The organism is Halorubrum sp. B53, assembly GCF_059752395.1.
In genome coordinates this window covers 369,064-384,940 of the sequence record NZ_MWTH01000012.1, presented here as the reverse complement: position 1 = coordinate 384,940, position 15,877 = coordinate 369,064, and the positions used below count along the sequence as shown (strand labels likewise).

Sequence of the window (15,877 nt, the reverse complement as noted above, 5' to 3'; positions counted from 1 at the left end):
GATCAGCCTTATATACCGGCTGGCGAACCCGTTCCGTATGCGCGACGGACCGGACCCTGAAACCCTCTTGGACCTGGCTCAGGACAAGGTCGTGGTCCTCGACGAGGACGGGGTCTACCGTCACCTGAACGCGGCCACGGCCGACGTCATCGGGTTCGACCCGGACGAACTCGTCGGAAGGAACGCGTTCGATCTCGTCCACCCCGACGACGAGGAACGGCTCCGAGAGGCGTTCGCCGCGATCGTCGCCGGCGGGACAGCGCCCGACGAGCCGCTCGAATACCGCTACGGCACCGCCGACGGCGGGTGGACGTGGCTCCGAACGCGAGTTCACGCGCCCGCCTCGACGGGGGTCGACGGCTACGTGTTGACCTCCCGCGACGTGACCGACGAGGTGGAGTCGCGGCGGCGGCTGGAGACGATCGCCTCGGTGTCGCCGGACGTGTTCTGGATGTTCTCCGCGGACTGGTCGGAGCTGCTGTTCGTCAACGACGCCGTCGAGCGGGTGTTCGGCGTCTCCGAGGAGTACCTGGAACGGAACCCGGAGAGCTTCCTCGACGCGGTCCACCCCGACGACCGGCCGTACGTCGAGCGGGCGATGGAGCGGCTCTCCGCCGGCGAGTCGACGGTGATCGACTACCGGCTCGGAACGGAAGACGGGGCCACTCGGTGGGTTCGGGTCCCCGGCGACCCGGTCGTGGAGGGCGGCGAGGTGGTCGCAGTCACCGGGTTCGCTCGGGACGTCACCGACGAGTACCGCCGGGAGCGGCAGCTCGCCGTGATGGACAACCTGCTCCGGCACACGATCCGCAACGACATGAACATCGTCGACGGGACCGCGGAGCGGATCGCCGACCGCGCGGTCGCCGCCGAAGCGTTCGACCCGGAGGCGTGGGAGATCGACGGGGCGGAGGCAGCGCTCGACGGTCCGGCCGAGCTGGCGGAGCTCGGCGCGGAGCTCGCGGAGGACGCCGAGACGATCCGGCGGGTCGCCTCCGATCTGTTGACGAGCGCCGAGAAGCAGCGGGAGGTCATCGACCTGCTGCGCCAGCGCGGCTCGCCGCAGTCGGTGGAGGTCGCGCCCGTCGTCGAGGAGGCGCTCGACATGGTCGTCGACGACTGCGACGGCCGCGGGGAGATCGACATCAGCTACCGCGGACCGGCCGACGACGGATCCGCCGCCGACCCGACCGCCGACGAAGCGCCCGGCGACGATCCGACCGACGACGAGTGGCGAGACGACAAATCGGGAGACGACGAATCGCGCGACGACGGCAACCCCACAGCGAGCGTCTCCGTCTCGTACCCGCGGAACGTGGAGGCGTTCACGCATCCGGAGCTGGACTACGCGATCGCCGAGCTCGTCGAGAACGCCATCGAGCACGCGGAGTCGACGCCGCGCGTCCGGGTCGACGCGACCGAGACCGACGGAACCGTCGAGATCTCGATCCGCGACAACTGCCCGCCCATCCCGGCGGAGGAGCGGTACGTCATCACCGACCGGTGGGAAATGGACGACCTGCGCCACACGGGGGGAATGGGTCTGTGGCTCGTGTACTGGGTCGCGAACCGGTCGGGCGGCAACCTCTCCTTCGACACCCATCCGAACGGGAACGTCGTCACGCTCAGCGTCCCGACCGCCAGCCGGGAGGCGGCCGAGGGTCTCTCGGCGCCGCCGGCCCGACCGCGAACGGCGGTGGGACGCGCGAACGGCGGGATCGACGCGGGTGAACGTGGCGGAGCGGACCCGGAAGTGGGGGCCGGGACGGAGACGGACTGATAAGGGAGAGACGGACTGATAAGGGGGAGACGGAGGGCGCGGATCTGTCGATCCGAGCGGTCGCGAGCCGGCGAGAGGAGATCCACCGATCGAACCGGCCGACTCCCGACCGATCGTTCGTTATTGACTCGGCTACCGAAAACGCTCCCACGGATCTTAAGCCACCGGTTTACGTAGGACAATAGTGATGGGTACGCTCAACGAGCTGTTCGACCCGGATCGGGTCGCCGTCGTCGGTGCGACCGCCCGCGAGGGAGCCGTCGGTCGCGCCGTCACGTCGAATCTGCTCGACGACTTCGACGGCGACACCGTTCCCGTCAACCCGAACTACGACGAGGTGCTCGGGACGCCCTGCGTCGACGAGGTGGCCGACGCCGACGCGGACGTGGCCGTCGTCGTCGTGCCGCCCTCGATCGTGCTTGACGCGATCGAGGCGTGCGGCGAGGCGGGCGTCCGGAACGTCGTCGTGATCACCGCCGGGTTCGGCGAGACGGGAGAGGACGGGGCGGCGAGGGAGCGGCGCCTCGCGGAGATAGCCGACGAGTACGACCTCAACCTCGTCGGCCCCAACAGCCTGGGGATCATGTCGACTCCCTCGGGCATGAACGCGACGTTCGGACCGGAGAACGCCCTTCCCGGCGGGCTCTCCTTTATGAGCCAGTCGGGCGCGTTCGTCACCGCGGTCCTCGACTGGGCCAACGACAACGGGATCGGCTTCAAGGACGTCGTCTCGCTCGGGAACAAGGCCGTCCTCGACGAGACCGACTTCGTCGACCACTGGGGATCGGACGAGGAGACCGACGTGATCATCGGCTACCTCGAGGGGATCGAGGACGGCCGCGAGTTCATCGAGGCGGCCCGCGAGACGACGCAGGACACCCCGATCGTCGCCGTGAAGTCGGGGCGAACGAGCGCCGGCGCGCAGGCCGCCTCCTCGCACACCGGCACCCTCGCCGGCTCCGATAAGGCGTACGAGGCCGGCCTCGACCAGGCGGGGGTCATCCGCGCGGAGTCGGTCGACGAGCTGTTCGACTCGGCCGGCATCCTCGGGAGCCAGCCGCTCCCCGACACCGACAGCGTCGCCATCGTCACCAACGCCGGTGGCCCCGGCGTGATGGCGACCGACGCCGTCGGCGACGCCGACCTCGACATGGCGTCGTTCACCGGCGAGACGACCGACGCCCTCGCCGAGTCGATGCCCGGCGAGGCGAACATCCACAACCCCGTCGACGTGATCGGCGACGCCGACGTGGAGCGCTTCCGCGAGGCCTTGGAGATCACCGTCGCCGACGACAACGTCGGGGCCGCCCTCGTGCTGGCCGCGCCGACGGCGACGATCGACTTCGCGGACCTCGCGGACGCCATCGAGGCGGTCAGCGAGGAGATGGACGCGCCCGTCGCCGCCTGCCTGATGGGCGGCGACCGGACGCGCGAGCCGAAACAGCAGCTGCAGGCGCGGGGGATCCCCTGCTACTTCGACCCCGCCCGCGGGATCGAGAGCCTCGCGACGCTCGCGCGGTACCGCGACATCAAGGAGCGCGAGTACGCGGCGCCGATGTCGTTCGACGTCGACCGCGAGCGCGCCGCGGAGATCCTCGGGACGGTGCGCGACCGCGACGACAACCGCCTCGGCGTCGAGGCGATGGAGCTGCTCGACGCGTACGGGATTCCCACGCCCGCCGGCGAGATCGTCGACTCGCCCGAGCGCGCCGCCGAGGTCGCGGCCGGGATCGACGGCGACGTCGTGATGAAGATCGTCTCGCCGGACATCCTGCACAAGTCCGACATCGGCGGCGTCGCCGTCGGCGTCGAGGACGCCGAGGTGGCGGACACCTACGAGGACCTGATCACCCGCGCGCGCAACTACCAGCCGGACGCGACCCTGCTCGGCGTGCAGGTGCAGGAGATGGTCGACCTCGACGACGGGGTCGAGACGATCGTCGGCATGAACCGCGACCCGCAGTTCGGCCCGCTGCTGATGTTCGGGCTCGGCGGCATCTTCGTGGAGGTGATGGAGGACACCACCTTCCGCGTCGCGCCCGTCTCGGAGCCGGAGGCCCGCGAGATGACCGAGGAGATCCAGTCGGCGCCGCTGCTGCGGGGCGCCCGCGGCCGCGACCCGGTCGACGTCGACGCCGTCGTCGAGACGATCGGTCGGCTCTCCCAGCTGGTCACCGACTTCCCGGCCATCTTGGAGCTCGACATCAACCCGCTCGTCGCACTGCCCGACGCCGACGGCGGCACGAACGCCGCCGCCGTCGACGTGAGACTCACCGTTGACCCGGAGGAACTCGACTCATGACAGACACCACCACGACACTCGTCACCGCGACCGGAGAAGGCGCCGGAAAGACAGCGATAACCGTCGCGCTCGCGCGGCTCGCCGCCGACCGCGACCGCAGCGTCGGCTACATGAAGCCGAAGGGGACCCGGCTGCAGTCGAACGTCGGCAAGACGCTCGACCAGGACCCCATGCTCGCCCGCGACGTGCTCGGCCTCGACTCCGAGATGCACCAGATGGAGCCCGTCGTCTACTCGCCGACGTTCGTCGAGGGCGCGATCCGCGGCACCGAGGACCCCGACGCCCTCAGCGACCGGATCCGCGAGGAGTACGAGGAGCTCGCGGCCGACCGTGACCACATGTTCGTCGAGGGCGCCACCAGCTGGACCACCGGCGGCGTCGTCGACCTGACTGACGTCGACATCGCGGAGCTGCTCGACGCGCGAGTGGTGCTCGTCGCGGGGTACGGCTCGCCGAACGACCTCGACGACGTGCTCGCGGCCGCCGACGCCTTCGGCGACCGGCTCGCCGGCGTCGTCTTCAACAAGGTCTCCGACGACGCGTTCGACTCGCTGGACCAGGACGGGATCCCGTTCCTCGAGTCGCGGGGAATCACCGTCTTCGGCGCGATCCCCCACGAGAAGGAGCTCGCCGGCGTCACCGTCGGCGAACTCGCCGACGAGCTCGGCGCCGAGCTGCTCACCGACGCGCCGACCGACGGCTTCGTCGAGCGCTTCCTCGTCGGCGCGATGGGCGGCGACGAGGCGCTGCGGTACTTCCGGCGCGCCCGCGACGCCGCCGTCATCACCGGCGGCGACCGGGCCGACGTCCAGACCGCGGCGCTCGAGGCCTCGGGCGTCGCGTGTCTCGTCCTGACCGGCGGCCACCGCCCCTCCGGCGCGGTGCTCGGGAAGGCGGCCGACGCGGGCAAGCCCGTGCTCGCGGTGAACACCGACACCGTCACCGCGATCGACCGCGCCGAGGGGATCGTCCGCAGCGGGCGGACCCGGGACGCGCGCACGGTCGACCGGATGGCGGAGCTGCTCAACGCGAACGTCGACATCGGCGCGCTGGTCTAGGCGGGGGTCCCGGTGTCGGTCGCGGCGACGACGCTCCCGACCCGCCTCGTCACCCCCGCTCCGTCCCCCGCCGCGGGCGAACGTCTGACATACTGTTTTCAGGGAGGACGACGTAGGCCGCGTATGACCAGTCTCTCGGAGGCGTACGGCGGACGGGGGCGCTCCGAGGTCGACCCGCGTCGGCTGTACCTCGGCGTGGGCTCGTTCGTCGCCGGAACCCTCCTGCTCGTCGTCGGGCTCCTCGTCGCCGCGGAGGTCACTCTCCCGAGCGGCTACAGCTCCGGCGAAGCGCGGCGGCTCGGCGGCGTGCTCGGCGGCGTGGGCGTCCCGTTGGTGTTACTCGGCGTGATGACCGTGCTCCCCGCGGACCGCAACACGCGCGTCGCGGCCGTCGTCGGGGCGAGCGTGATGTGCCTCGGCGTCGCGCTGTTCGCGTACGCCTACCCATACCACTGGGTCAGCGGGCCGCGGCCGGAGCTGACCGACCTCACGCTGCCGACCGCGGGGCTGTACTTCGTCGGCGCCGCGACGACGCTGTGGAGCGTGTTCATCGGCGTCGCCAACTTCAAGACGCGAAACGACCCCGGCGGCACCGTCACGATGGAGGTGACCCACAAGGGCGAGACGAAGATCATCGAGGTCGGCCGCGACCAAGTCGAGGGGATGGGCGGCGTCGGCCTCCTCGGCGGCACGCCCGACGGAGACGTCGAGACGCAGACGAACCGACCGGACCGCGACGATCGGACCGCCGCGCCGACCGGGAGCGGCCGCTCCGCCGGCAACGGGTCGACACCCGGGAACGGATCGCCGGCTGGCTCGGGAACGGGGACCGGCGCGGGGCCGACGACCGGATCGGGGACCGGCGTCGGCACGGGCTCGTCCGCGAACGTCTCGGGCGACCGCGGCGGCCGGAGCGCGCGAGGGAGCGGTGCCGCCGGCGTGAGCGACGGCGGCGAGGCCGGGACCGATATCCGTTCGCCCATCAACGACGCGGGAAAAGCGGCCGGACCGTCCGGACCCGCGGGGACGGGATCGGAGGGGCAGGCCGGCGGCGAGGGCCCCGACATCTCGCCCGGCGTCGACGCCGCCGCCCGCGACGGCCCCGGCGACACCTACTGCGGGAACTGCGCCCACTTCGACTACGTCCGGACCGATCAGGGAATGCAGCCGTACTGCGGCCACTACGACGAGCTGATGGACGACATGGACGCCTGCGAGGAGTGGACGCCGCGGTAGCGCCCCGGACGCCTTTTAAATATCGCCGCGCCGACTAGCCGCTCTTCCGCTCGCCGACGCCGGCCGTCGATGGGAGCTGCGACTCGGCGACGGCGAACGCGAGCGTGCTCAACACGGCGGTGAGCGTCCCGGCCGCGAGCGCCATCGCGAGGTCGGAGAGCCCGAGCGACGTGACGCCCTGCGCCTCGGGCAGGAAGAAGCCGGAGACGGCGTACAGCACGACCGCGATGGAGAGCACGTAGAAGGGGGCGTTGAGGTACCGCCACCGGAACCGCCCGCCGAGGTACTCGTCGGTGATCTGCCCGAGGCTGGAGGTGACGCCGGCGACCGCGAGCCACTGGACGAAGCCGTGGACGAACGCGGCGAGGGTCACGCCGGCCGTGATCGACCCGCCGCGGACCGCGGTGACGGCCTCGATCGTCTCCATTCCCTGGACGCCGCCGACCACGATCAGCGCGAGCGCGACGACGTAGGTAACGAGGGTCACCCGCCCCGTGTAGAGGACGTTCCGCACCGTCGAGGCCGCCCCGTCGACGGTCTCCTCCAGTCCGAGCCCGCGGAACAGCGAGTAGAGGCCGACGATGCCGGAGAGGATCCCGAGGACGGCCGCGCCGGCGACGTCGAAGAGGTTCGCGACGACGACCAGCGGGTAGATGAGGAGGAGGACGCCGAGCGGCACCAGGATCGTCCCGCGGGTCTCGGGGTCCGCGAGCACCTGCTTGATCGTGTAGTAGAGCGATTCGAGGTCCTGCGCCTGTCGGACGACGACGCGACGCATCCCGTCGATCGGCATCCGCGAGCGGATCACCGGGAGGACGGACTCGTCTTGCGCGCCGTCGGTGATCACGACCGCGGAGACCTCCTCGCCGGTCGACAGCTCGGCGAGGACGCGGTCGACCTCCTTGCCGACCGCGCGGTTCGCCTTCACGTCGGAGCCGTCGACGCCGGTGACGGCGGCGACCTCGACCGCCTCGCCGCCGGCCGCCAGCTCGTCGTGGACGTTCACTCCCTGGAAGAGGACGTTCACGTCCGAGTCCTCCGGGTCGGCCGTCGCGAGCGCGACGGCGGCCTCGGTGACGTCGTCGGCGCCGATCACCGGGGTGGGGATCCCCGTCTTCCGGCCGAGGTCGTCGTCGAGGTCGACACAGAGGACCAACAGCATTACGCGACGCTAGGCGAGGGGCCGTCATATGTTTTCGGCTCGGGGCGGCAGCTCGCGGGGCGCGGGGCCCGTGCACCGCTGGTGCGCCCGGGCGCGTCCCCTCAGTCGCCGTCCGACGCCGGCTCGTGTTCGATCCCGTTCATCATCTGGCGGACGTTCTCGCCGTCGCTGAAGGTGGTCGGGTACGCCGCGAGCGGGAGGACGAAGTCGTCGCCGGCCGCGACCGGCTCGCCGATGTGGAGCTCCAGTTCCGTGCTCGCGCCCGTGCCCTCGATCTCGGCGTCGGCCGTGTACACGACGACATCGGCCTCGGCGTCGAGGACCGTCGTCGAGTACTCCGAGCCGCGTTCCAGATCGCCGACGTTCTCGTAGCGGCTCAGGATGATCTCGGCGCGCTCGCGGGTCCCCATCTCGGCGATCGGATTGAGCGCCCGTCCGAGGACCTGTATCTGCGGCGTCGTCACCGCGGCAAAGACGGCGGCCTGGTAGCGCTGGCCGAACAGCTCGACCGCCTTGTCGTACTCCGCGACGGTGTTCGTCACGCGGACCTCGCGCGTCTGGCCGGCGACCTCGACCTCTCGGGCGAGCGTCTCGTCGGTCACCTCGTTGAGCTCGTAGCCGCTCTCCGAGAGCGTCGCGTCGGCGACCGTCGCGGTCCCGGCGGCGAACTCCGCGGGCTCGTCGCCGCTGACCACGTCGTACGCGGTGCAGCCGGCGAGGCCGGCGAGCGCGACCGCGCCGCCGGCGGCGAGGGCGCGACGGCGAGTGAACGACTCCGCGTCGGCTGACTCGGCTCTCTCGTCTGCGGTCGGCTCTCTGGTCATACCCGTCCTCGCGCGGGCGGCGGTACATACTTTGTGTTCGTTTCGGGGAGCGGAAACGACGGGGGCGGCCCCGCGGAACGCCACTGTGAGAACACCATCGTGAGAACACCACCGTGAGAACGCCTCTCGCGGGAGCGCATGGTTCGGACGCTTTTTCAGGCCGCGGCCGGTATGGACGGGTAGATGATCTCCAAGGGCTGCGAACAGTGCGCCAAAGGCGGCAAGATGGTGCTGTTCGTCTACGGCTACTGCGACCAACGGGACTGCTTCTACTGCCCCCTCGGAGAGAACCGGAAGAACGTCACCGACGTGTACGCCAACGAGCGGAAGGTCGAGTCCGACGAGGACGTGATCGCGGAGGCCAAGCGCATGAGCGCGCTCGGCACCTCGATCACCGGCGGCGAACCGCAGGAGGCGATGGCGAAGACGACGCGCTACCTCGAGCTGCTGAAAGACGAGTTCGGCGAGGACCACCACACCCACCTGTACACGGGTATCACCGGCGGCCGCGAGAACATGCGCCGCCTCTCGGAGGCGGGGCTCGACGAGATCCGCTTCCACCCGCCGCTGGAGCTGTGGGGCGACATGCACGGGACCGAGTGGGAGGAGATCCTCCACATCGCCCGCGAGGAGGGGCTCACGCCGGCCTTCGAGATCCCAGGCATCCGCGCGGAGCCGGAGTTCCTCGACTTTTTGGACGAGGGCGCCGCGGAGTTCTGTAACATTAACGAGTTCGAGATGTCCGACGGCAACTACCGCCGGATGCAGGAGGAGGGGTTCGAACTCCAGGAGGGGCACATGTCCGCCGTCGAGGGGTCGAAAGACGACGCCATCGTCTCCGAGATGGCGAGCCACGAGAAGGTGTACTTCTGTACGTCCGTCTTCAAGGACGCCGCCCAACACCGGAACCGGCTCAAGCGGATGGCGGAGAACATCCGGCGCGAGTTCGACGAGGTGACCGACGACGGCACCCTCGTCTACGGGAAGGCGTTCGCCGACCCCGACCGCTTCGAGGCGCTCGGCGTCCCCGAGCAGTTCTACACCGTCAAGTCGGACCACGTCGAGGTCGCGTGGTGGCTCCTCGAGGAGATGGTCGAGGACGGCGACCTCGACCGCGGCGAGATCGTCGAGCAGTACCCGACCGCCGACGGCACCGTCGTCGAGCGGACGCCCGTGGCCTGAGTCGGGCCGTTCTCGTCGGTGTTGCGTCGACACAGGGCGATTCACGGCTGTCGTGTGTCGGGTTCACGTACCACACTTATGAGGGAGCGGCTCGTACCGCCCGCACATGGCCTCCGAAGAACCCGTATTCGCCGACGTGAGCATCGGACAGACCGTCTACGACGAGGACGGGGACCAGCTCGGGACGGTTCGCGGAGTCGACGACGACGGCTTCTACGTCTCGTCGCCGTCCGGGTCGGAGCCGCTGACGCTCACCGACGCCCGCGACGTGTTCGGCACCGCCTACGTGATGTGGCGCTGCTGGGAGTGCGGCGAGATGGGCGAGATCGGCAAGCAGCTCCCCGAAAACTGCCCGAACTGCGACGCGCCGCGCGAGGAGCTGTACTACTGGGCGGAGGACTGACCGGGAACATCGAAGGGGGGAGCGAGCGGCTCAGAGAGGCGGTGCGGGATTTATGCCGGGGGGTGAGCCGTTAGCGGGTGGTGTTTATAAGCTGTCGACAACTCTGCGGTGAGCACTGCCAAAAGCCCCAGCCGCTCGCTTATAATAGCTGACTACAGATCGGTGGGGACCACCTCCAAAGCCCCAGCCTCGCGGTTCGCGCTCTCCGAGCGCTCACCGCGTCCCTCGCGCGGCGCTCCTCGCGGCCGCCGAGGGCGGCCGCTCGGAGGCGCGCGCCACCGCCTCCTTATTTATAAGCGATCGTCGCCGTCGCGCTCGTCTTTCTGCCTCGGTTCGTCCTCCACCTTCTCGCGGAGTCGTTCGACCTCCGCCTCCAGCTCCGCGATGCGGTCGGCGTCAGCCTCCTCGCCGTCCGAGCGCAGTTTGAGGAACAGCACCGCTCCAGCGATGACGACGAGGGGAACGCCGAAGAGGAGGACGGCGATTAGCATGATGATCACGAGCTCTGGGCCGGCGGGGACGCCGCCGAACGCGGGGACCGTTGGAACCATGCGCCACCCACTCGGCGCCGCGACTAAAGCGCTCGGGCGGGGTCGTTCCGCGGTGTTTGCCGTCTCACCCGGCGTCGACGAAGTCGCCGAGGTTCGCTTGGAGCCCGGCGGCCATCGTCGATTTTCTGCGGAGGCGACCGAGCGAGACCGGGAGGTGCTCGGCGACGCCGCGGACAGCCTCGCCGAACGTTTCGGCGGTGCCGCGCTCCCCCTCGAAGGCGTTTCGGACGGCCTCGCGCACCTGCCAGACGCCGACGGGACCCCAGTAGTCGTCGGAGACGTGGCGCAAGACGAGCGCCTTCGCCTGTCGCCCGCGATCGTCGAGGTGTTCGAGGACGCCCAGCCGGGCCGCGTAGTAGGCGCCGGCGGTCTCCTCGACGTAGCCGGTCCGCCCCTCGCGGCCCTCGCTGGCGGCCGAGAGGGAGACGCCCGCCTCGGGGTCCGGGTTCCAGATGGAGCCGGGCGACTTCATCTCGACGAGCTCGTACTCCCACCGCCCCGGCACCAGAACGACCCAGAAGGCGTTGCCGAGGTACTCGTTCCGGTGGACCTCGACCCGGTCGACCGTCGGACTGTCGCGGATCGACCCGCGGAGGAACTGGCCGACCGTGTCGTCGACCGCCGTGATCGACCAGCGCGTCGGGACGAGTCGCCGGTTCTCGCCGCGGCCGAGCGCGCCCGCCGAGAGGATCGTGTTGATCTCGTACACGTCGAAGCCGCGGCGGTAGAGGTACGTCATCGCCCCCTCCGCGCGCCAGTCGTCGTCTTCGAGGGTCTTCTGTACGGGTCGCGGGACGTGCGGGTTCTCCCCGAGTTCGGCCGTGCGGGCGGCCGCGCGCGGTCCGGTCGGCGTCTTGATGTCCTGCGTCCCGACGTCGAAGTCGAGGTCCGGCCGCCCGTCGAGCCCGATCTCGACGTCGACCGGGCGGTCGGCGATCGCGACCTCGCGCTGGACGCCGAGCCAGCCGTCCCACGCGTCGTGGACGCTCGCGGCGGGACCGCTGCTGCCCCCGATCGACTTCACCCCGCCGGTCGCGCCGGCGTCCCTCACGTCGACTCCCTGCGCCGAGTTGAGCAGACTCGTCCGGCGGTCGAACACGTCCGCGATGGAAACGCCCTCGTCGTACCACGCCGCGGAGGTCTCGAACGCGTCCGCCCGCTCCTCGCGGCCGACCGGCGAGAGCAGCCCGGTCGAGACGTTCGGGTAGTCCGAGCGACCGACGAAGATGGAGGGAGAGACGCTACCGACCACGGCGTCGTCGGAGACGTGCTCCTCGAAGCGCCGCTCGAAGGAGTCGAGGTGGTCGAGGATACCGTAGTCCTTCTCGGCGGCGAGGCGCCGCCGCTCGGCGCGCTCGTTCGCCTCGAACTCGATGAACTCGTCGAGCCGCATTCGACCGAACGTTGACGGCGCGGCGGCTTGAACGTTGCTGGCGAGCGAGCGGATTAAAAAGAGTCCGGAGCGGAGAGAACGGCCGAGTCGGCGGCGCCTAGCTGTGGATCCCCATCGCTTCGATCTGCTCTTGGTACCGGTTGCGGATGGTGACCTCGGTGACCTGCGCGACGTCGGCGACCTCGCGCTGGGTCTTCTTCTCGTTACAGAGCAGGGAGGCCGCGTAGATCGCTGCGGCCGCGTACCCGGTCGGGGACTTCCCGGAGAGGAGCCCCTGCTCGGCGGTCGTCTCGATTATCTCGTTGGCCTTCGACTGGACCTCCTCGCTCAGATCGAGCTCGGAGGAGAAGCGGGGGACGTACTTCTTCGGGTCGACCGGACGCATCTCTAAGCCGAGCTCCTGCGAGATGTAGCGGTACGTCCGGCCGATCTCCTTGCGGTCGACCCGGGAGACGTCGGAGATCTCCTCGAGCGACCGGGGGATCCCCTCCTTGCGACAGGCGGCGTAGAGCGCGGCGGTGGAGACGCCCTCGATCGAGCGGCCGCGGATGAGGTCCTCGTTCAAGGCCCGTCGGTAGATGACCGAGGCGACCTCCCGGACGGAGCGCGGCACCCCGAGCGCGCTCGCCATGCGGTCGATCTCCGAGAGCGCGAACTGGAGGTTGCGCTCGCCCGCGTCCTTCGTCCGAATCCGCTCCTGCCACTTCCGCAGCCGGTGCATCTGTGACCGCTTCTTCGAGGAGATAGAGCGGCCGTACGCGTCTTTGTCCTTCCAGTCGATCGTCGTCGTCAGCCCCTTGTCGTGCATCGTCTTCGTCGTCGGGGCGCCGACGCGCGACTTCTCCTGGCGCTCCGAGTGGTTGAACGCGCGCCACTCCGGGCCGGGATCGATCTGCTCCTCCTCGATGATCATCCCCGTCTCCTCGTGTATCAGTTCCCCGTCGGCCGTCCTCGTGAGCTCCTCCGGATCGAAGTCTTCGGGGTCCAACTCGTCCGCGTCGACCCCCTCGGCGTCGGTTTCGGTCTCGTCGGCGTCCTCGTCCCGCACACGCTGCCGGTCGTGATCCCGTTGCCGGGTTGGCCGTGTCATCGCATTTATATACTATCCAAATGGTTTAACTTAAAAGTTCGTGAGTATGCGGGTTTGTGGCACGGAGTCGACGACCTCCGTTCCGAGGTCGGAGAGACGCGATGACGGCCCGGACGGACAGCCCTTTGTCCCGCGAGCGCGGAGCCCGACCGAATGCCGACGATCGACTGTGATCCGGCGACCGCGCAGGCCCGTCTCGAGGACGCCGGCGTTCGGATCGAGCCGGGGAACACCGCCCACGAGCGGTGGCGCGCCGAGCGGGAGGGGGCCGTCGCCGTCGCGTACGACGACAAGATCGTGGTACAGGGGAGCGACCCGACGCGGCTGACGAACGTCATCCGCGATGGGGGCGGCCGCGCGCACGTCTACTTCGACGGCGCGTCCCGCGGGAACCCCGGCCCGGGCGCGGTCGGCTGGTGTCTCGTCACGTCCGACGGCGTCGTCGCCGAGGGCGGCGAGCGGATCGGGCGGGTCACCAACAACCAGGCCGAGTACGCCGCGCTGATCCGGGCGCTCGAAGCCGCCGATGAGTACGGCTTCGACGAGATCGACGTCCGCGGTGACTCCGAGCTGATCGTCAAGCAGGTACGCGGGGAGTGGGACGCCAACGACCCCGAGCTGCGAGAGAAGCGGGTCCGCGCCCGGGAGCTGTTGGAGCGGTTCGACCGCTGGTCGATCGGCCACGTTCCGCGAGAAATAAACGCGCGCGCCGACGATCTGGCGAACGAGGCACTCGATGACGCGAACTAACGACGAACCCCCGGAGTGGGCGAAGGAACGGGCGCGGGAGATGATGGCCGCCGAAACGGCCGAGGGCGACGCCGCGGCCGACGATGCCGGGGGCGACGAGACGGGTGACGGCGACGGCGCCGAGAGCGGCGACGACGACGACCGCGTCCCGGACGTGCCCGTCGACGTCGTCGACGAGGCGGAGCGGCTCACGCGGCTCGCCCGGCGGACCGAGGACGACGCGGCCGCCGCGTTCTACCGCGAGCGACGCGACGAGCTCGTCTCGGGCCACGACTACGTCCCGCGGCTCCGCGAGGACGACGACACCCTCGTCTTGTATCCCGACGAGTGGATGGCCGACGGAACGGTCCAGCTCGACCGGATCGAGACCACCGACCGGGCCGTCGAGGTGTCGCTGTCGGGGCCGGGCGACGCCGACCGGTATGACGAGATCGCCGCCTACAACGAGGCGGTCGCCGACGCGGTCGCCGAGCGCCACGACGCGGTCCACGCCGACACCGCCCGCAGCTTCGCGGCGTTCATGAGCAACCACTACGTCCGCGCGGTCGACGACGCGACCCTCGAAGTGCGCGAGGAGTTCCGCGAGGAGTACCTGCCGCGCAACGGCTGGCCGACCGACGAGCAGCTCGCCGTCGTCGAGGAGTCGCTGACGGTGATCGAGTCGGTCGCCGCCGACGTCGACGGACCGGAACAGTCGTAGTCGACGGACCCGAGCCGTCGTAGTCGACGGAGCGGCGGCTCAGCGGGTCGAAGTGCGCGGTTTTCACCGCGCGTGTGTGCCAAAAATCGCGTCGGTTTCGCGTCGATGCGTCCCGCGGTGTCCTCGGAAGTTACTCGTCGAGGAGCGCCCGGATCTCGTCGGCGCGCGCCTCGTCGGTGACGAACCGGTCGAGGACCCACTCCAGCTGGCCGAGGACCGCGTCGTGCCCGGCCTCGGTCAGCTCGTACTGGTTCGTCCGCTTGTCGAGCTCGCTCTTCTCGACTAACCCGTCCGCGACCAGGTCGTCGAGGTTCGGGTAGAGCCGGCCGTGGTTGACCTCGGAGCCGTAGTACGATTCGAGCTCGCGCTTGACAGCGAGCCCGTACATGGGTTCCTCCGAGAGGATTGTGAGGATGTTCTGTTGGAACGCCGTCAGTTCCGCCGCCGACCGCGGTGCCTCCGCATCAGTGACTGTTTGTGCCTCTGACATAGATATCTGAAGGGTAGCCGAACTTATAACCTTTCTCAAGGTTCATCAGTATTTAAATATCAAACTCTCCCGGAACCCCCGAGCAGTTGCCGATATCGGAGACTACGGCGACGAGACCGGAGATTCGGGCAAAGGGCCGTATTCGACTGATTACCGATTGAGACGGCAAATACGTGACGATTCGTCGGAAATGCGGTGGTTTTCGAACAGGATGTGACACCCGGTCAACCGGTTGATCTCGCCGAAAGCGGTCGACAACGTGGGGGAGACGCTCGGCGCGCCGCCGCTTCGTCGGCGCCGAGAACCCGAAAGGACTTTGCTACCCATGGACCGAATGTCGGTCACATGGTCAACCTCTGGGAGGAGCTCGAAACGGGGCCGGACGCGCCCGACGAGATCTACGCGGTCGTTGAGTGCCTCAAGGGCGAGCGGAACAAGTACGAGTACGACAAGGACATTCCCGGCGTCGTCCTCGACCGCGTGCTCCACTCGAACGTCCACTACCCGTACGACTACGGATTCATCCCGCAGTCGTACTACGACGACGGCGATCCGTTCGACGTGATGGTGCTCGTCGAGGACCAGACGTTCCCCGGCTGCGTCGTCGAGGCCCGCCCCGTCGCGCTCATGAAGATGGACGACGACGGCGAGCAGGACGACAAGGTGATCGCGGTGCCTACCGAGGACCCCCGCTTCGACCACATCGAGGACCTCGAGGACATCCCCCAGCAGATCCGCGACGAGATAGACGAGTTCTTCTCGACCTACAAGAACCTCGAGCCCGGCAAGGAGGTCGAGACCCTCGGGTGGGAGGACAAGGCGACCGCCAAAGAGGCGATCGAACACGCGCAGGACCTGTATGCGGACGAGTTCGGCGAATAACTCCGAGACATACCCGTCGGCGGACGGGATGCGTTATGCCCATGGGTAATTTTTAGTCGGGTCGTCGCCTACGC

At 69.3% G+C, this 15,877-nt stretch carries 15 protein-coding genes; 9 read left to right on the top strand and 6 right to left on the bottom strand.

The features are described from left to right. Positions 1-37 precede the first annotated feature (37 nt). The 4 genes from B4V06_RS11075 to B4V06_RS11060 all read left to right on the top strand — a co-directional run bounded on the left by B4V06_RS11075 (position 38) and on the right by B4V06_RS11060 (position 6,376). Positions 38-1,780, top strand: a complete 1,743-nt coding sequence (locus B4V06_RS11075) for a PAS domain-containing sensor histidine kinase (protein WP_498169864.1) — start codon at positions 38-40, stop codon at positions 1,778-1,780. A 187-nt stretch (positions 1,781-1,967) separates the two neighbouring features. Next, the gene (locus B4V06_RS11070) at positions 1,968-4,082 is read left to right on the top strand and encodes an acetate--CoA ligase family protein (RefSeq protein WP_498169861.1); all 2,115 of its coding nucleotides are present in this window, start codon (positions 1,968-1,970) and stop codon (positions 4,080-4,082) included. Then, a complete protein-coding gene (locus B4V06_RS11065; RefSeq protein WP_123113949.1) occupies positions 4,079-5,140 on the top strand; it encodes a phosphotransacetylase family protein in 1,062 nt (353 codons plus the stop codon). The genes B4V06_RS11070 and B4V06_RS11065 overlap by 4 nt, the downstream gene beginning before the upstream one ends. A 123-nt stretch (positions 5,141-5,263) precedes the next feature. Then, the gene (locus tag B4V06_RS11060) at positions 5,264-6,376 is read left to right on the top strand and encodes a cell division protein CdpA domain-containing protein (RefSeq protein ID WP_498169858.1); all 1,113 of its coding nucleotides are present in this window, start codon (positions 5,264-5,266) and stop codon (positions 6,374-6,376) included. Between the two features lie 34 nt (positions 6,377-6,410). Here B4V06_RS11060 and B4V06_RS11055 read toward each other — a convergent pair whose 3' ends face one another. Then, positions 6,411-7,538, bottom strand: a complete 1,128-nt coding sequence (locus B4V06_RS11055) for a DUF373 family protein (RefSeq protein ID WP_123113947.1) — start codon at positions 7,536-7,538, stop codon at positions 6,411-6,413. A 101-nt stretch (positions 7,539-7,639) separates the two neighbouring features. Next, positions 7,640-8,362 (bottom strand): DUF6517 family protein, encoded by a 723-nt coding sequence (locus B4V06_RS11050; RefSeq protein WP_123113946.1) that lies wholly within the window; start codon positions 8,360-8,362, stop codon positions 7,640-7,642. A gap of 183 nt (positions 8,363-8,545) precedes the next feature. Here B4V06_RS11050 and B4V06_RS11045 point away from each other — a divergent pair, with 183 nt between their 5' ends. Both B4V06_RS11045 and B4V06_RS11040 read left to right on the top strand, forming a co-directional pair. Then, the gene (locus tag B4V06_RS11045) at positions 8,546-9,544 is read left to right on the top strand and encodes a radical SAM protein (RefSeq protein WP_498169854.1); all 999 of its coding nucleotides are present in this window, start codon (positions 8,546-8,548) and stop codon (positions 9,542-9,544) included. Positions 9,545-9,650: 106 nt separating this feature from the next. Beyond that, complete coding sequence (locus B4V06_RS11040; protein ID WP_498169851.1) at positions 9,651-9,947, top strand: DUF7130 family rubredoxin-like protein; 297 nt, start codon at positions 9,651-9,653, stop codon at positions 9,945-9,947. A 290-nt stretch (positions 9,948-10,237) separates the two neighbouring features. On the opposite strand, the gene B4V06_RS11035 is transcribed toward B4V06_RS11040, so the two are convergent. From B4V06_RS11035 to B4V06_RS11025, 3 genes are all read right to left on the bottom strand, one after another. Beyond that, positions 10,238-10,498, bottom strand: a complete 261-nt coding sequence (locus B4V06_RS11035) for a preprotein translocase subunit TatA (RefSeq protein ID WP_123113943.1) — start codon at positions 10,496-10,498, stop codon at positions 10,238-10,240. A gap of 64 nt (positions 10,499-10,562) precedes the next feature. Next, positions 10,563-11,891, bottom strand: a complete 1,329-nt coding sequence (gene nreA / locus B4V06_RS11030; RefSeq protein ID WP_123113942.1) for a DNA repair protein NreA — start codon at positions 11,889-11,891, stop codon at positions 10,563-10,565. Positions 11,892-11,988: 97 nt separating this feature from the next. Continuing rightward, on the bottom strand, positions 11,989-12,981 hold the full coding sequence (locus tag B4V06_RS11025; protein ID WP_123113941.1) for a transcription initiation factor IIB: 993 nt from the start codon (positions 12,979-12,981) through the stop codon (positions 11,989-11,991). Positions 12,982-13,134: 153 nt separating this feature from the next. Here B4V06_RS11025 and rnhA point away from each other — a divergent pair, with 153 nt between their 5' ends. Together rnhA and B4V06_RS11015 are read left to right on the top strand one after the other, a co-directional pair. After that, positions 13,135-13,731 carry a ribonuclease HI gene (gene rnhA / locus B4V06_RS11020; RefSeq protein ID WP_498169847.1) on the top strand — a complete coding sequence of 199 codons (597 nt, stop codon included), beginning with the start codon at positions 13,135-13,137 and terminating at the stop codon, positions 13,729-13,731. Further along, positions 13,718-14,431, top strand: a complete 714-nt coding sequence (locus tag B4V06_RS11015) for a DUF7108 domain-containing protein (RefSeq protein ID WP_123113939.1) — start codon at positions 13,718-13,720, stop codon at positions 14,429-14,431. The genes rnhA and B4V06_RS11015 overlap by 14 nt, the downstream gene beginning before the upstream one ends. 130 nt (positions 14,432-14,561) lie before the next feature. Here the strand turns inward: B4V06_RS11015 and B4V06_RS11010 are convergent, their stop codons facing one another. Further along, the gene (locus B4V06_RS11010; protein ID WP_123113938.1) at positions 14,562-14,921 is read right to left on the bottom strand and encodes a PadR family transcriptional regulator; all 360 of its coding nucleotides are present in this window, start codon (positions 14,919-14,921) and stop codon (positions 14,562-14,564) included. A 345-nt stretch (positions 14,922-15,266) separates the two neighbouring features. Between B4V06_RS11010 and B4V06_RS11005 the strand changes: the two genes are divergently transcribed. Then, the gene (locus tag B4V06_RS11005) at positions 15,267-15,803 is read left to right on the top strand and encodes an inorganic diphosphatase (protein ID WP_123113937.1); all 537 of its coding nucleotides are present in this window, start codon (positions 15,267-15,269) and stop codon (positions 15,801-15,803) included. The last annotated feature ends 74 nt before the right edge of the window (positions 15,804-15,877 follow it).